12 protein-coding genes and 1 tRNA gene are annotated in these 15,525 nt (G+C 64.4%); 6 read left to right on the top strand and 7 right to left on the bottom strand.

Annotated features, from left to right (window positions below):
- Positions 1-88 precede the first annotated feature (88 nt).
- A complete protein-coding gene (locus IVB27_RS10035) occupies positions 89-973 on the bottom strand; it encodes a hypothetical protein (RefSeq protein ID WP_247443298.1) in 885 nt (294 codons plus the stop codon).
- Between the two features lie 348 nt (positions 974-1,321).
- Between IVB27_RS10035 and IVB27_RS10030 the strand changes: the two genes are divergently transcribed.
- The 6 genes from IVB27_RS10030 to IVB27_RS10005 all read left to right on the top strand — a co-directional run bounded on the left by IVB27_RS10030 (position 1,322) and on the right by IVB27_RS10005 (position 8,524).
- Entirely contained in the window at positions 1,322-1,555 is a 234-nt protein-coding gene (locus tag IVB27_RS10030; RefSeq protein ID WP_247349348.1) for a hypothetical protein, read from the top strand.
- Between the two features lie 120 nt (positions 1,556-1,675).
- Entirely contained in the window at positions 1,676-2,038 is a 363-nt protein-coding gene (locus IVB27_RS10025) for a hypothetical protein (protein WP_247349350.1), read from the top strand.
- A 55-nt stretch (positions 2,039-2,093) separates the two neighbouring features.
- Positions 2,094-3,368, top strand: coding sequence for a divalent metal ion exporter subunit IhpA (gene ihpA / locus IVB27_RS10020; RefSeq protein WP_247443297.1), 1,275 nt, complete (start codon positions 2,094-2,096; stop codon positions 3,366-3,368).
- A complete protein-coding gene (gene ihpB / locus IVB27_RS10015) occupies positions 3,365-4,342 on the top strand; it encodes a divalent metal ion exporter adaptor subunit IhpB (protein ID WP_247443296.1) in 978 nt (325 codons plus the stop codon). Before ihpA ends, ihpB begins: the two co-directional genes overlap by 4 nt.
- On the top strand, positions 4,335-7,553 hold the full coding sequence (locus IVB27_RS10010; RefSeq protein ID WP_247443294.1) for an efflux RND transporter permease subunit: 3,219 nt from the start codon (positions 4,335-4,337) through the stop codon (positions 7,551-7,553). Before ihpB ends, IVB27_RS10010 begins: the two co-directional genes overlap by 8 nt.
- Before the next feature lie 2 nt (positions 7,554-7,555).
- Positions 7,556-8,524, top strand: a complete 969-nt coding sequence (locus IVB27_RS10005; RefSeq protein WP_247443290.1) for a cation diffusion facilitator family transporter — start codon at positions 7,556-7,558, stop codon at positions 8,522-8,524.
- A 107-nt stretch (positions 8,525-8,631) separates the two neighbouring features.
- On the opposite strand, the gene IVB27_RS10000 is transcribed toward IVB27_RS10005, so the two are convergent.
- The 6 genes from IVB27_RS10000 to IVB27_RS09975 form a co-directional block, all read right to left on the bottom strand.
- A complete protein-coding gene (locus tag IVB27_RS10000) occupies positions 8,632-9,492 on the bottom strand; it encodes a class I SAM-dependent methyltransferase (RefSeq protein WP_247443289.1) in 861 nt (286 codons plus the stop codon).
- 67 nt (positions 9,493-9,559) lie between these two features.
- Positions 9,560-9,635, bottom strand: a tRNA-Val gene (locus IVB27_RS09995).
- 63 nt (positions 9,636-9,698) lie between these two features.
- Positions 9,699-10,103 (bottom strand): GFA family protein, encoded by a 405-nt coding sequence (locus IVB27_RS09990; protein ID WP_247443286.1) that lies wholly within the window; start codon positions 10,101-10,103, stop codon positions 9,699-9,701.
- A gap of 72 nt (positions 10,104-10,175) precedes the next feature.
- The gene (gene lon / locus IVB27_RS09985; RefSeq protein WP_247349356.1) at positions 10,176-12,599 is read right to left on the bottom strand and encodes an endopeptidase La; all 2,424 of its coding nucleotides are present in this window, start codon (positions 12,597-12,599) and stop codon (positions 10,176-10,178) included.
- 325 nt (positions 12,600-12,924) lie between these two features.
- Positions 12,925-14,196, bottom strand: coding sequence for an ATP-dependent Clp protease ATP-binding subunit ClpX (gene clpX / locus IVB27_RS09980; protein WP_045003136.1), 1,272 nt, complete (start codon positions 14,194-14,196; stop codon positions 12,925-12,927).
- A gap of 444 nt (positions 14,197-14,640) precedes the next feature.
- On the bottom strand, positions 14,641-15,273 hold the full coding sequence (locus IVB27_RS09975) for an ATP-dependent Clp protease proteolytic subunit (RefSeq protein WP_247349357.1): 633 nt from the start codon (positions 15,271-15,273) through the stop codon (positions 14,641-14,643).
- Positions 15,274-15,525 lie beyond the last annotated feature (252 nt).

Here is a 15,525-nt window from a genome sequence, read left to right as displayed (position 1 = left end):
GATCCGCTGGCTGAGGATTTTGTTGCGCCAAATCCTCAGCGCTCTCTTCGTGGGGCCGACGATCAATCCGGTCTGAAATTAGCGTTCTTCACGGACGACTCGCGCGAGGGGTGCGATGGAAGCGGTTGGAGCTCACGATCCAGTTCGGCAGCGGCTCTCCATCGCGATGCCGTCCGCCGGCAACAGCAGCAGCCCAGGCTACCACGGCCCCGATCAGAGTTGCGGCTGCAACCGAGAATGCGAGGATGATCGAGCTGTGTCGCGCACGGTTGATCGCCGTCCGGGAGTCCGCAATCGCGGCGTCGACCCGGCGCTCGGAGTCCGGCCCGGTCAATCCCGTCAACGCTGTAACCTGCTGCACAAGATAGGTTCGATCGTCGCTGCTGACGCCGCTGTGGCTCGAGGACGTCATCAGGATGCGTCCGGCTTCAGCGCGGGTTTCCCCGAGATCGGTGGGAGGCCGACGCGCACGGAATAGCTTGTCCAGTTCATAACCTAAAAGCGGCTCGGCTGCGGTCGCGTTGCCTGACGAAGAACGTGCCGGAGAGCGGTCAATTGTACCCGCACCGAGAAAGGCGAGGAAAACGCCGCCGATCAGTACGGCAAGCGCCCATGACATCAGGCCATGGAGCCCGTCCCACCGCTCGCCATCGTCATCGATGGCCGAAACTGCGGCCGCCTGACGCGTGGTGCGGCCCGCGATATAGCCGCCGAAGCCGAAACTGGCGATCGCCTGCAAAATCAAATACACCCCCGAAAGAAGCGCCAGAGCCGCTGATGCGTCGCGCCATGTCGGCGACGTCGAGCTGACGCCGAGCCCGATAGCGACGCCAAAGCTCACCAGGATGAAGGACAACGCGGCGGCGGCGAATGCGCCTGCGACGATAGAACTCCATTGGATGCTCCAGCGGTCTTCGGCGACTCGCGGACGACTTTCGGTGACTTCTTCCTGCACGAGAGCTTCGATGGTCATATCAGCTCTCTCAACGCAGGCCGAATAACGACAAGACAGCCATGATCACCACGATCAAGCCGACGAGATAAATCAGTCCGTTCATGGTGCGTCCTCCTCGATTTTCCCCTGCTCGCTAATGAGGAGGAAGACGGAACGTTCCTAGTTTTTGCAGCCGACAGGAACGAACTCACCGGAGTCGGGTTGGGTGTGAGCCGAAGGATGAAGTTGCGAGCACGAGGCCCAGCCGGTCAACACCGGAGCCGGGGGCCTTTGTTTTGAGCTGGGCTCCCTGTCCTATGTTAGCGACGCCGGCGCTGGGATCATCGAAGATGCGGTCGGGGCGGGACTCCGGATCGGGAGAGCCGCGTGGATCGCAGAACCGCGTGCCTTCATCAGGCAGATGCATTCCGGGAAAAGGCGATCGCCGATCCCGAGCACCACGACCAGTGGATCGATGAAGCCATCAAATGGCTGGAACGGGCAATGGAAGCCAGCTGTCGCGCCGTCGTCACGGTCGAAGCCGGCGACACCGGCGACATTCCGGAGCTGGCACGCGGAGCGCCAGCCGATGCTCAACTGAGCCTGATCACGCGTCAATGAGAAGCGCTGGCGTCTCCGCCACTGCTGCGGCAATTGCGCCAGGGACGTAACAATGTTGCGGGTCGACACTATTCCCGCGCCCATGCTAGGCCGGACGCAGACCGCAATCAGAGTGACTTCGTGCTCGCGAACCGCCAGCCCTCAGGATCTTGCCGCCCGCGCAACTGGCGCGGGCTGATGTCTGTGCTGATCGCGGTTGTCTATCTGCTCGCGGGAACGCTGCACGGCCTGCACGACATCGACGTCACCACGCCCGGCGGCGGCTCGGAGATTGCTGCGGTCATTGATGGCTCCTCAGATCACAGCGACCACAAGGCCATCGGCGGGCATCATTGCCATGGCTGCTTCTCGGTGATGGTCGCGCAGCCGGCGCCGCCGGCCGCATCGACCGCGCTCGTGTCCGCATCGCGCCCGCAACGCGTATCCCGGCTCGCCGGCATTGTCCCCGATACCGACTCCCCGCCTCCCAAACATATTGCCTGAACGGATTGGTCGGGCGCCCCGCGCCCATTAGGTTCATCCTTCACAGGTCGGTTTCATGTTTTGCAGGGGAATGGCCGCGCGCCTGGCGTGCACGGCAGCGTGTCTGATTGGCGGATTGGCGCTTGCGCCGTCCCACGCCCAGACACTGACGATGCGCAGCGCGCTCTCGCGCGCGCTGGCCACGAGCCCGCGGCTGACCGCGGCGGAGCGCGACGTCGGCATCGCCACGGGCCAGCGCATCCAGGCAGGTGCGCTTCTCAATCCGGAACTGTCCTACGAACAGGACAATTCGTTCGGGTCCGGCATCTATCGCGGCACGCGATCGGCCGAGACCACGCTGCAGATCAGCCAGGCCTTCGAGCTGTTCGGCAAGCGCGACGCGCGGATCGCCGCGGGCGTCGCCGGCATCGAGGTTGCCGCGATCCAGCGCAAGGCCGTCAGGCTGGAGGTGCTATCGGAGACGGCGATCGCCTTCCTCAGCGTGCTCGGCGCACAGCGGCGCATCCAGATCCTCGACGAGCAGATCGCCGCCATCGACCGGCTGACGCCGCTGTTGCGCCGCCGCGTCGAGGCCGGCGCCTCCTCGCCGGCCGAGACCGGCCGTGCCGAGGTAGCTTCCGCCCTGGTGAAGGCCGACCGCGAGCGCTTCAAGGCGACGCTGGCCAGCGCCCGGCGCGAGCTTGCGGTCTTGATGGGCGACGCGGCACCGAAATTCGGCGGGGTCTCCGGCAGGCTCGACACCATGGGACGGCCGCCGACGTTCCAGTCGGTCGTCGCCGCCATCGATGCCAATCCGCAGCTGGTGCGCTGGACCGCGATCTATGCCCAGCGCAACGCCGAGCTGTTGTTGGCGCGGCTCAGGCCCTATCCCGACGTGCGGATCGCCGCCGGCTGGCGCCATTTCAACGAGACCAATGACGACGCGGCGCGCCTCACCGTCTCGGTGCCGATTCCCGTGTTCGACCAGAACCAGGGCAATATCCTCTCGGCACAGGAAAGCCTTGCCAAGACCAAGGCCGAGCGCGAGGCCAACCGCAACACGCTGATCGTGGTCGCCGGCCGCGCTTACGACTCGCTCCAGGGCTCGCTGCGCGAGCTTGCGGTGCTGCGCGAGAGCGCCATTCCCAAGGCCACCGAAGCCTCGGACGCAATCGCGCAAGGCTACGGCCAGGGCCGCTTCACCCTGCTCGAAGTGCTCGACGCGCAGGCGAGCGTCACCCAGGCGCGGCTGCGCGAGCAGGAGGCGCTCCAGAATTTCCATGCGGGGGTGGCGACCATCGAAGGTCTCGTCGGCAATCCCTTCACGCTGGTGCGGGAGAGCGCACGATGAAGACGTCCTCCACCATCCTTGTCGCCGTAGTTGCCGCCGCACTCGGCGCTTACGGCTATTCCCTGCTCGCCCCGACCAGGGTCGAGCATGCCGAACACAGCGGGGACAAAAAGCCGGAGAAGCCGAACGATCATGTCGAGCAGGACGAGCACGGCGCCGACCGGATCCGGATCTCCGACGTCAAGCTTGCCGCCGCCGGCGTGACGCTGGCGGAGGCCGCGAGCGCGACATTGACTGACACGCTCGCCTTCAACGGCATCCTGCGCGCCAACCAGGAGGCCGTGGTGCAGGTGACGCCGCGCTTTCCCGGCGTTGCCAAATCGATCCAGAAGCGCATCGGCGACAAGGTCGCCAAAGACGATCTGCTCGCCGCGATCGAGAGCAACCAGAGCCTCACCGTCTACGAGCTCAAGGCGCCGATTGCCGGCACCATCATCGAGCGGCAGATCTCACTCGGCGAATACGCCTCCGAACAGAAACCGGCCTTCGTCGTCGCCGACCTCTCCAGCATCTGGGTCGATCTGTCGATCTATCGGCAGGACCTGCGGCGCGTTCGCCTCAACGACGAGGTGCTGATCGATCCCGACGACGGCCGCGGCGAGATCAAGGGCACGATCTCCTACATGGCGCCGATCGGCAGCAGCGAGACCCAGACCGCGCTGGCGCGCGTGGTGCTGCCAAATCCGGACGGGCGCTTGCGTCCCGGCCTGTTCGTCACGGCACGGCTGATCCTCGCCGCGCGCAACGTCGCGGTCGCCGTGCGCCGAAGCGCGATCCAGACGCTGGAGAACCGGACCATCGTGTTCGTCCGCGAGGACGGAGACAAGATCGAGGCCCGCCCCGTGGAGCTCGGCGATTCCGATCCCCGCCATGTCGAGATCAAGGCCGGCCTTTCAGCCGGCGAGCATTACGTCGCGGAAAACAGCTTCGTCGTGAAGGCGGAGATGGGCAAGGGCGAGGTCGAGCATGATTGAGCGTCTCATCGCGCTCTCGCTGCAGCAGCGCTGGCTGGTCCTGCTGCTCGCGCTCGGCGCAGTTGCCTTCGGGACCTGGAATTTCCAGCGCCTTCCGATCGACGCCGTACCCGACATCACCAACGTCCAGGTCCAGATCAACACCCGCGCGCCCGGCCATTCGCCGCTGGAAACCGAGCAACGCATCACCTTCCCCGTCGAGACCGCGATGGGTGGCCTGCCGAAACTCGACTACACCCGCTCGCTGTCGCGCTACGGCCTAAGCCAGGTGACAGTCGTCTTCAAGGACGGCACCGACATCTATTTTGCCCGCCAGCTTGTCGGCGAACGCATCCAGCAGGTGAAAGACCAGCTTCCGGCCGGCGTCGAGGTCGCGATGGGCCCGGTCTCGACCGGACTCGGCGAAATCTTCATGTACACCGTCGAGGCCAAGGCGGGCGCGAAGACGCAAGGCGGTCACGACTATTCGCTGACCGATTTGCGCACCGTGCAGGACTGGATCATCAAGCCGCAGCTTCGCAACGTGCCCGGCGTGATCGAGGTCAACACCATCGGCGGCTTCGAGCGGCAATTCCACGTGCTCCCCGACCCCGGCAAGCTGATGGCCTACCGGCTCGGCTTTCGCGACGTCATGACGGCGCTCGCCGCCAACAATGCCAATGTCGGAGCGGGTTATATCGAGCGCAACGGCGAGCAATATCTGGTTCGCTCGCCGGGCCAGGTCGGCAATGTCAGCGAAATCCAGGACATCGTCATCGGCTCGCGCGGCGGCAATCCCGTCAGGATCAGGGATATCGCGACCGTCACCGAAGGCCGCGATCTACGCACGGGAGCCGCGACGCGCGATGGCGAGGAAACCGTGCTCGGCACCGCCATGCTGCTGATCGGCGAGAACAGCCGCACGGTGGCGCGCCGTGTCGCGGCCCGGCTCGAAGACATCGCCAAATCGCTGCCCGACGGCGTCGTGACGCGGACCGTCTACGACCGCACCCATCTGGTCGAGGCCACCATCCGCACGGTCGAGAACAACCTGCTGGAGGGCGCGGCCCTGGTCGTGGCCGTGCTGTTCCTGATCCTCGGCAACATCCGCGCCGCGCTCGTGGTGGCCTGCGTTATTCCGCTGTCCATGGCCATGACGATCACCGGCATGGTCGAGACCAAGGTCAGTGCGAATTTGATGAGCCTGGGCGCGATCGATTTCGGCATCATCGTCGACGGCGCGGTGATCATCGTCGAGAACTGCCTGCGCATGCTGGCCGAGGCCCAGCGCGAGAAAGGCGGCCTGCTCACGATCTCCGAACGGCTGCGCGCGATCCGGCGCGGGTCGAGCGAGGTCATCAAGCCGAGCCTGTTCGGAACGCTGATCATCGCGGTGGTCTATCTGCCGGTGCTGACGCTGACGGGCGTCGAAGGCAAGATGTTCACGCCGATGGCGCTGACCGTGCTGATGGCGCTGGGGGCTGCGGTGCTGTTCTCGATCACCTTCGTGCCGGCGGCGGTTGCCATCTTCGTCACCGGCAAGGTGTCCGAACAGGAAAACCTGTTCATGCGGGTGGCGAAGCGCGCCTACCTCCCCCTGCTCCGGCTTGCGATCGACAATCGCCTCAGCGTCGCAATCATGGCCGCCATCATCGTGGTCGCAAGCTGCGTGGCCGCCGCGCGCATGGGCGGCGAGTTCATTCCGAGCCTGGACGAGGGCGACGTCGCGCTGGCCTCGATCCGGATTCCTGGCACCAGCCTGACCCAGTCGCTGGACCTGCAAATGGCGCTGGAAAAGCGCATCAAGCAGATTCCGGAGGTGAAGGAGTTCTTCACCCGCATCGGCACCGCGGAGATTGCGACTGACCCGATGTCGCCGGCGCAGGCCGACGGCTACATCATGCTGAGGCCGCGCGCCGAATGGCCCAACCCGGGCAAGCCGAAATCGGAGGTGATCGAGGCCATCGACCGTGCCGCCGACGACATCCCCGGCAGCGCCTATGAAATCTCCCAGCCGATCCAGTTCCGTGTCAACGAGCTGATCTCCGGCGTACGCAGCGACGTCGGCGTCAAGATCTTCGGCGATGACCTCGACATCCTCCAAGGCGCGGCAAAACAGGTGGAGGCCGCAATCCACGGCATCCGCGGCGCCAGCGACGTCAAGATCGAACAGGTCTCGGGCCTGCCGATCCTCACCGTCCGCCTCGACCGCCAGGCGCTCGCCCGGTACGGGCTCAGCATCAGCGAGGTGCAGGGCATCGTCGAGATCGCGGTGGGCGGCAAGTCGGCCGGCAAGCTGTTCGAGGGCGACCGCCGCTTCGACATCGTCGTGCGCCTGCCGGAGCATCTGCGCGGCAATCTCGAGGCGATCCGGGCAATTCCCATCCCGCTGCCGCCGGGTGAGGAAGCGGCGTCCAGCGCGCCGATCCGGACGGCCTTGCCCGCCTCGCCCCTTGCCCAGATGCGCTATGTGCCGCTGTCGTCGGTCGCTACCGTCGATGCGACGCCCGGCCCCAACCAGATCAGCCGCGAGAACGGCAAGCGGCGCATCGTCGTCACCGCCAATGTCCGCGCGCGCGATCTCGGCTCCTTCGTCACTGAGGCCGAGGCGGCCGTCGCGGAAAAGGTCAAGCTGCCGCCGGGCTACTGGATCGACTGGGGCGGACAATTCGAGCAGCTTGTCTCCGCCACCAAGCGGTTGACGCTCGTGGTGCCGGTGGCGCTGCTGCTGGTATTCTTGCTGCTGTTTATGGGCATGGGATCGGCGGCGGATGCGGCTCTCGTGTTCTCCGGCGTGCCGCTGGCGCTGACCGGCGGCGTCGTGGCGCTGCTGCTGCGCGGCATTCCCTTATCCATCAGCGCCGGCGTCGGCTTCATCGCGCTGTCGGGAGTGGCCGTGCTCAACGGCCTCGTCATCATCGCCTTCATCGAGCGGCTGCGCAGCGAGGGCCATCCCGTTGCCGACGCGGTGCGCGAGGGCGCGCTGACACGTCTGCGTCCGGTGCTGATGACGGCGCTGGTGGCGTCCCTCGGCTTCGTGCCGATGGCCCTTGCCACCGGGGCCGGGGCCGAGGTGCAGCGGCCGCTCGCGACCGTGGTGATCGGCGGCATCATCTCCTCGACCGTGCTGACGCTGCTGGTGCTGCCGGCGCTCTACGTGCTGTTCCGCCGTGACGCAGGCACCGAAACGCCTACAATAGCGCCTGATTTGGCCGCGTCCGGGGAGCGCTAGAATTGGGCAACCACGACCATCACGGTCATCATGACCATGCCGGCCACGGCCACGATCATGGTCACGATCACGGTCCTGGCCACGCGCATGTCCATGCGCCCGCCAATTTCGGCAAGGCGTTCGCGATCGGCATTTCGCTCAACACCGCGCTGGTCGTGGCCGAGGCAATCTATGGCTATATCGGCAACTCCACCGCCCTCCTCGCCGATGCCGGCCATAACCTTTCCGACGTGCTCGGCCTGGTCGTGGCCTGGTGCGCGTCGATCGCGGCGAGGCGCGCGCCGAGCGGTCGCTTCACTTATGGACTGCGCGCCTCCACCATCCTGGCGGCACTGGCGAACGCCGTGTTCCTGCTGGTTGCAACCGGTGCGATCGGCTGGGAAGCGTTCCTGCGCCTGCGCGAACCGGAGCCCGTCGCGGGCGTCACCGTGATGGTGGTCGCCGGCATCGGCATCCTCGTCAACGGTTTTACAGCCATGCTGTTCGCGCGCGGCCGCAAGGACGACATCAACATCGAGGGCGCTTATCTGCACATGGCGGCGGACGCCGCGGTCTCGCTCGGCGTCGTCATCTCGGCGGCGCTGATCATCTGGACCGGCTGGCTCTGGCTCGATCCTGTCACCAGCCTCGTCATCTGCGTCACCATCCTCTGGAGCACCACCAGCCTGCTGCGCGGCTCCATCGACATGTCGATGGCGGCAGCCCCAAAAGGCACCGACCTCGCCGCGGTCAGGGCGTTCCTGCTGGCACGTCCCGGCGTGTCCGGGATCCACGATCTCCACGTCTGGCCGATCTCGACCACGGAGACGGCGCTGACCTGCCATCTCGTCATGCCCACCGGCGCCGGCGACGCATTTCTGATGGAGACCGCGCAGATGCTGAAGACCTCCTTCCGCATCGGCCACACCACCCTTCAAGTGGAAGCGCGTCCCGACAATGGCTGCGCGCTGGCGCCGGATGATGTGGTGTGATCGTCATTGCGAGCGCAGCGAAGCAATCCAGCCTGCCTCTGCGGGCACATTTCTGGATTGCTTCGTCGCAAGTGCTCCTCGCAATGACGGCGCGGAGAGAGTTGCGCCTACGCCGCCTTCGCCGTCACGATCCAGATTGCGCCCTGGAGCGCCACGCTCTGCCCATTCAGAAACGGCGCCAGCATCTCGCGGATCGAGGCTTTTGCGGCGGCATACGTCTCGGGCGGGTGGCCCTGCAGTGCGCGGCTGGCCGGGCCGATCTGGAGCGAGCCCTCGACCGCGGCATCGAGCCCGCCACCGATTGCGACATCCATCGCGAGATCGTGCGGCTCCATCGCGACATCGACGAAGCCGGCGCCGCCAAGGATGCGTTTCACGCGCTCTTCCGCGGCGAAGGCGAAAGGCCCGGGCTCCTCGGGCCCGACCGGCGGCATCTTGGGGACGTGTTTGTAGACCGCCATCAGCGGCGCCATCATCCAGGGATTTTCCTTCGGCTCACGCCAGCAGGCAAAGGCGAGCCGCCCGGACGGCTTCAGCGCACGACGAAGGTTGGTGAAAGATGCGATCGGGTCAGCGAAGAACATCACGCCGAACCGCGAGGCCAGCAGATCAAAGCTCGCCGGCTCGAATGGATGGACCGTCGCATCGGCCAGCGCGAACTCGAGCGGGAGGCCTTTCGGCGCCAGCGCGCGCGCCTGCGACAACATGGGATCGGAGACGTCGAGCCCGAGCGCAAATCCGTTCGGCGCGACAGCCTTCGCGAACGCGAACGTCGTTGCGCCGGAGCCGCAGCCGACATCGAGGACGCGCTCACCCGGCTTCGGCCTGGCCCGGTCGATCAGCACGTCGGCAATGGGTCCGAGCAGGCTCTCCTGCGCCCCGTGGCGATCGGCCCAGCGTTGCCCGCTCGGGCCGTTCCAATAGGCGATCTGGTCTGCGTTCTCTTCGTGTCCGCTTGGCTGCTGCATCGGGCCTCCCATATGACGGCTCGCTGGGCTGGCCCGCAATGCTGGCGCTCGCTTCGCGAGCGATGGCTGGTGGGCAGTGACGGGCTCGAACCGCCGACATCCTGCGTGTAAAGCAGGCGCTCTACCAACTGAGCTAACCGCCCCTCGCCGCTTCTTTATCCCCACCGGCCCCGAACGGGCAAGCGCGGAACTCCACTTCCTGGGCCTCAATCGCCCGGCCGCCCCGGCAGCAGTGGTACCGCGTCGATCCACACTGCCGCCGACTGGCACCAGATCTGCCTGACGGGCCGCAATTTGCCGCGCTGACGGATGCTGCCCCAGCGGATGCCCCAATCGTCGGCCTGGTCACCCTCGCCGCTGGTGAACAGCGGGGAACCGCAATCGGCGCAGAAATGCTGAAAGCGCATCCGGCCATTATCGCCGCGCTTGCCGTAGATTTTTGGCGAACCGCCGGTCAGGCGGACATCGACGCCGGAACATACGGCCGTCACCCGGAACGGCGAGCCCGTCAGCGTCTGGCAATCGGTGCAGTGGCAGACCGACACCGTCTCGGGGTCGATCTCGGCTTCAAAGGTGATCTGCCCGCAATGGCATTGCCCGTCGATGTGCATTGGCTTCATCCGCTGCCCCAAACAAAAACGGCGCCCGAAGGCGCCGTTTTATCATCTTTCCGAGCTGCGATCTCAGTGAGCGGTCAGGCCGCCGGCGGCTTCGTCGCCGTCCGGCTTCACCGTCACCTTGGTGTCCTCTTCCCAGACGATCGGCACCGGCTTCTTCACCAACGCCTTGGCGACCACGTCGTCGAGGCGCGAGACCGGGATGATCTCCATGCCGCCCTTGATCGCATCGGAAATCTCCGTGAGATCCTTGGCGTTGTCCTCGGGGATCAGCACCGTCTTGATGCCGCCGCGCGCAGCGGCCAACAGCTTCTCCTTGAGGCCGCCGATCGGCAGCACGCGGCCGCGCAGCGTGATCTCGCCGGTCATCGCGACATCATGGCGGACCGGAATGCCGGTCATGACCGAGATGATCGCGGTGGCCATCGCCACGCCAGCCGACGGACCGTCCTTCGGCGTCGCGCCTTCCGGCACGTGCACGTGGATGTCGCGCCGGTCGAACAGCGGCGGCTCGATGCCGTAGACGATCGCGCGCGAGCGGACGTAGGACGCCGCCGCCGAGATCGATTCCTTCATCACGTCGCGCAGATTGCCGGTGACCGTCATCTTGCCCTTGCCGGGCATCATGACGCCTTCGATGGTCAGAAGCTCGCCGCCGACATCGGTCCAGGCAAGGCCGGTGACGATACCGACCTGCGGCTCGCTCTCGATCTCGCCGTAGCGGTACTTCGGCACGCCCAGAAGCTCTTCGAGAGTCTTCTCGGTGACCTTGACCGACTTCTTCTTGGAGATCATCAGCTCCTTCACCGCCTTGCGGGCGAGTGTGGAGAGCTCACGCTCCAGATTACGCACGCCCGCTTCGCGGGTGTAGCGGCGGATCAGCAGCAGCAGCGCGTCGTCGTCGATCGAGAACTCCTTGGAGTCCAGGCCGTGCTTGGACACCGCTGTCGGGATCAGATGCTTGCGCGCGATCTCGACCTTCTCGTTCTCGGTGTAGCCCGCGATCCGGATGATCTCCATGCGGTCCATCAGCGGTCCCGGAATATTGAGCGTATTCGCGGTCGTGATGAACATCACGTTGGACAGATCGTAGTCGACCTCGAGGTAGTGGTCGTTGAAGGTTGCGTTCTGCTCGGGGTCGAGTACCTCGAGCAGAGCCGAGGACGGATCGCCGCGGAAATCGGCGCCCATCTTGTCGATCTCGTCCAGCAGGAACAGCGGATTGGACGACTTCGCCTTGCGCATGGACTGGATGATCTTGCCGGGCATTGAGCCTATGTAGGTCCGGCGGTGACCACGGATCTCGGCCTCGTCGCGCACGCCGCCGAGCGAGACGCGCACGAACTCGCGTCCCGTCGCCTTCGCGATCGACTTGCCGAGCGAAGTCTTGCCGACGCCGGGAGGTCCGACGAGGCACAGGATCGGTCCGGTCAGCTTGTTGGCGCGCGTCTGCACCGCGAGATACTCGACGATGCGATCCTTGACCTTCTCGAGCCCGTAGTGGTCGGCATCCAGAACCGCCTGCGCGGCTTCCAGATCCTTCTTCACCTTGGACTTCTTGTTCCACGGGATCGACAGCAGCCAATCCAGATAGTTGCGCACGACGGTCGCTTCCGCGGACATCGGCGACATCTGGCGCAGCTTCTTCAGCTCATGCTGTGCCTTCTCGCGCGCTTCCTTGGAGAGCTTGGTCTTGGAGATCTTCTCTTCGAGATCGGCGAGCTCGTCGCGACCTTCGTCGTCGCCGAGTTCCTTCTGGATCGCCTTCATCTGCTCGTTGAGATAATACTCGCGCTGGGTCTTCTCCATCTGGCGCTTGACGCGCGAGCGGATGCGCTTCTCGACCTGCAGCACCGAGATCTCGCTCTCCATCAGGCCCAGCACCTTCTCCAGGCGCTGCGTGACCGAAAGCGTCTCCAGGATGCCCTGGCGATCCGCGATCTTGACGGCGAGATGCGAGGCGACGGTATCGGCGAGCTTGGCGAAATCGGTGATCGCCTGCACGACGCCGACGACCTCGGCCGAGATCTTCTTGTTGAGCTTCACGTAGCTCTCGAAGTCGGACACGACCGAGCGCGCCATGGCCTCCGCCTCGACCGACTTCGCATCTGTGTCGGCGAGCGCAATCGCGGTCGCTTCGTAATAGTCGGCGCGATCGGTGTATTTCTGCACGCGCGCACGCTCGAGCCCTTCGACCAGCACCTTCACGGTGCCGTCGGGAAGCTTCAAGAGCTGGAGCACGCTGGCAAGCGTCCCGGTCTCGTAAATGGAATCGGGGGCCGGATCATCGTCGGACGCGTTCTTCTGGGTCGCGAGCATGATCAGCGCGTCGTTCTTCATCACCTCTTCGAGCGCGCGGATCGACTTCTCGCGGCCGACGAAGAGCGGAACGATCATGTGCGGGAAGACGACGATGTCGCGCAGGGGCAGCACGGGATAGGCGTGCGTTTCGCCATGAACGATGGTTGGCCTGGGTTTTGGATTAGTCATGGCCTTTTCCTTTTGCTTTGCCCCCTTGCACGCAGCCCGCCATGCTCATGCGCAACCGCCACAAGGTGCCGAGGTGATCCGCAAAACCGGTCGGTCCTTTTCTCAAGTTGGACCGGCCTGCCGGATCGGAACTGAGGCGAATCTTGAAGAGAATTCTCGCTCGCCGCCGACATTAGGTGGCTATCGACCCGGGGGGTGTCAAGTCATTGAAAGACGCGCGCCATCAGGCGCTTACGCACGCAAATAAGCGACACAACACCGGCTGCGGAGGTACTTTCCGCAGCCCTCAATTGATGAGACGATTGGAGCGTTCCAGCGCCGCAAATCAGGCGCTGGCGTTCTCGACGGCGCGATCGGACCGATCGGCGTAGATGTAGAGCGGACGCGCCGTTCCTTCCACGACTTCGCGCGAAATCACGACTTCTTCCACACCTTCGAGGCCCGGCAGGTCGAACATGGTCTCGAGCAGGATCGCCTCGAGGATCGAACGCAGTCCGCGCGCACCGGTCTTGCGCTCGATCGCCCTGCGGGCCACCGCGCCAAGCGCCTCGTCGGCGAAGGTCAGCTCGATGTTCTCCATCTCGAACAGCCGCTGGTACTGTTTCACCAGCGCGTTCTTCGGCTCGACCAGAATCTTCTTGAGCGAAGCCTCGTCCAGATCCTCCAGCGTCGCCACGACAGGCAGACGGCCGACGAATTCCGGGATCAGCCCGTACTTCAGGAGATCCTCAGGCTCGACGTGACGGAAGATTTCGCCGGTACGGCGGTCTTCCGGCGCCAGCACCTGAGCGGCGAAGCCGATCGAGGTCGAACGTCCGCGTGCCGAAATGATCTTTTCAAGGCCGGAGAACGCACCACCGCAGATGAACAGGATGTTGGTGGTGTCCACCTGCAGGAATTCCTGCTGCGGATGCTTGCGGCCGCCCTGCGGCGGGACCGAAGCCACCGTGCCTTCCATGATCTTGAGCAGCGCCTGCTGCACGCCCTCACCTGACACGTCGCGCGTGATCGAGGGATTGTCGGACTTGCGGCTGATCTTGTCGATTTCGTCGATGTAGACGATGCCGCGCTGGGCGCGCTCGACATTGTAATCGGCGGACTGGAGCAGCTTCAGGATGATGTTCTCGACGTCCTCGCCGACATAGCCGGCTTCGGTCAGCGTCGTCGCGTCCGCCATCGTAAACGGCACGTCCAGGATTCGGGCGAGCGTCTGCGCGAGCAGCGTCTTGCCCGAGCCGGTCGGACCGATCAGCAGGATGTTCGACTTCGCAAGCTCGACGTCGTTGTGCTTGGTCTGGTGGTTGAGGCGCTTGTAGTGATTGTGCACCGCGACCGACAGGACCTTCTTCGCATGGCTCTGCCCGATCACGTAATCGTCCAGGACCTTGCAGATTTCCTTCGGCGTCGGAATGCCGTCGCGCGACTTCACGAGCGAGGATTTGTTCTCCTCGCGGATGATGTCCATGCAGAGCTCAACGCACTCGTCGCAAATGAAGACCGTGGGACCCGCGATCAGTTTACGGACTTCGTGCTGGCTCTTGCCGCAGAACGAGCAATACAGCGTATTCTTGGAGTCGCTCGTGCCGACCTTACTCATTCATGTCTCCGTCCGCGGTTCGATCCCGTTCCGCTCGATCGCTCCATTCCGACACGATGATCGGCATGAAGCTTAAATAGAGCAAATTCCGTACCAAAAAAGACCCTACGCGTTACATCCCGTGCGAATCACGGTCTCAATTCTCCCGCGATCATAGCCGATCGTTCGTAGCCAACCATGCTGTCACCCGACTATCAAGAATTCGCTAATCGGGGGTCGCCGGCTACCCGTGACAATACCGTGATTTCCGGTCTTGGCACGGGCGAAGTGATCGAAATCACCCCGGCGTTGCTGGATTGCCACGAAAAACAAGCACGAAAGCGGAACTTTCTGCCTGTCGCAGGGCGCAAAACTGCGTTTTTGCGACGCGCACACGTGTCTTTAACGTGAACGCACCCTGATGGATGCACGGCATTCCCCGGAGGGATCGCCGTGACCGTAGTGCTACGGAGTCTTCGCCGACGCCTCTTCGGCGCGTTTGTCGATGACCCTGTCGACCAGACCGAACTCCTTGGCATCGCTCGCGGTCAGGAACTTGTCGCGTTCCAACGCGTCCTCGATCGCCTTGTAGGTCTGGCCGGTGTGCTTCACGTAGATCTCGTTGAGCCGCTTCTTCAGGTTCAGGATTTCCTGGGCGTGCAGCATGATGTCGGTAGCCTGGCCCTGGAAGCCGCCGGAGGGCTGATGCACCATGATGCGCGCGTTCGGCAGCGAGAAGCGCATGTCCTTTTCGCCGGCAGCAAGCAACAGCGAGCCCATCGAGGCGGCCTGGCCCGTGCACAGCGTCGAGACCGGCGGGCGGATGAACTGCATGGTGTCGTAGATCGCGAGACCCGACGTCACCACGCCGCCCGGCGAGTTGATGTACATCGAGATTTCCTTCTTCGGATTTTCCGCCTCAAGGAACAGCAGCTGCGCGACGATCAGCGTCGACATGCCGTCCTCGACCGGTCCGGTCAGGAAGATGATGCGCTCTTTCAGAAGGCGCGAGAAAATGTCGTAGGCGCGCTCGCCACGGTTGGTCTGCTCGACCACCATCGGCACGAGGTTCATGTAGGTTTCAACCGGATCGCGCATGAGTCACCTAGGGTTTTGAAGAGGCGGACATCGCCAGTCTTGGCTGCCAGTTTCGCTGGATGTGCCGGAAGGCCGATGGACGTCCCGTGATGCAGGAACTTGGTAGAAGAACTTGGTAGAAGCAGAAGGCGTACCGACAGATATAGCCCAATTCGCGCCTGACAAGTGCGGAGCGAATTAAGGCTTAATCCGTGAGGCACTTGAAGCTGATTCGTACAAAGAGGCCCAGCCGGCCACCTGGCTAGCTCGACC

The organism is Bradyrhizobium sp. 197, assembly GCF_023073375.1.
Taxonomy (GTDB): domain Bacteria; phylum Pseudomonadota; class Alphaproteobacteria; order Rhizobiales; family Xanthobacteraceae; genus Bradyrhizobium.
Note: the sequence above shows the minus strand (reverse complement) of the source record. Positions and strands in the feature narration are given on the sequence as shown.

Excerpts from the sequence above, each read along its gene's own strand:
- ihpA (WP_247443297.1), top strand. The coding sequence starts at position 2,094 with ATGTTTTGCAGGGGAATGGCCGCGCGCCTGGCGTGCACGGCAGCGTGT.
- IVB27_RS09990 (WP_247443286.1), bottom strand. The coding sequence starts at position 10,103 with ATGCACATCGACGGGCAATGCCATTGCGGGCAGATCACCTTTGAAGCC.
- ihpB (WP_247443296.1), top strand. The coding sequence starts at position 3,365 with ATGAAGACGTCCTCCACCATCCTTGTCGCCGTAGTTGCCGCCGCACTC.
- clpX (WP_045003136.1), bottom strand. The coding sequence starts at position 14,196 with ATGAGTAAGGTCGGCACGAGCGACTCCAAGAATACGCTGTATTGCTCG.
- IVB27_RS10035 (WP_247443298.1), bottom strand. The coding sequence starts at position 973 with ATGACCATCGAAGCTCTCGTGCAGGAAGAAGTCACCGAAAGTCGTCCG.
- IVB27_RS09975 (WP_247349357.1), bottom strand. The coding sequence starts at position 15,273 with ATGCGCGATCCGGTTGAAACCTACATGAACCTCGTGCCGATGGTGGTC.
- lon (WP_247349356.1), bottom strand. The coding sequence starts at position 12,599 with ATGACTAATCCAAAACCCAGGCCAACCATCGTTCATGGCGAAACGCAC.
- IVB27_RS10010 (WP_247443294.1), top strand. The coding sequence starts at position 4,335 with ATGATTGAGCGTCTCATCGCGCTCTCGCTGCAGCAGCGCTGGCTGGTC.
- IVB27_RS10000 (WP_247443289.1), bottom strand. The coding sequence starts at position 9,492 with ATGCAGCAGCCAAGCGGACACGAAGAGAACGCAGACCAGATCGCCTAT.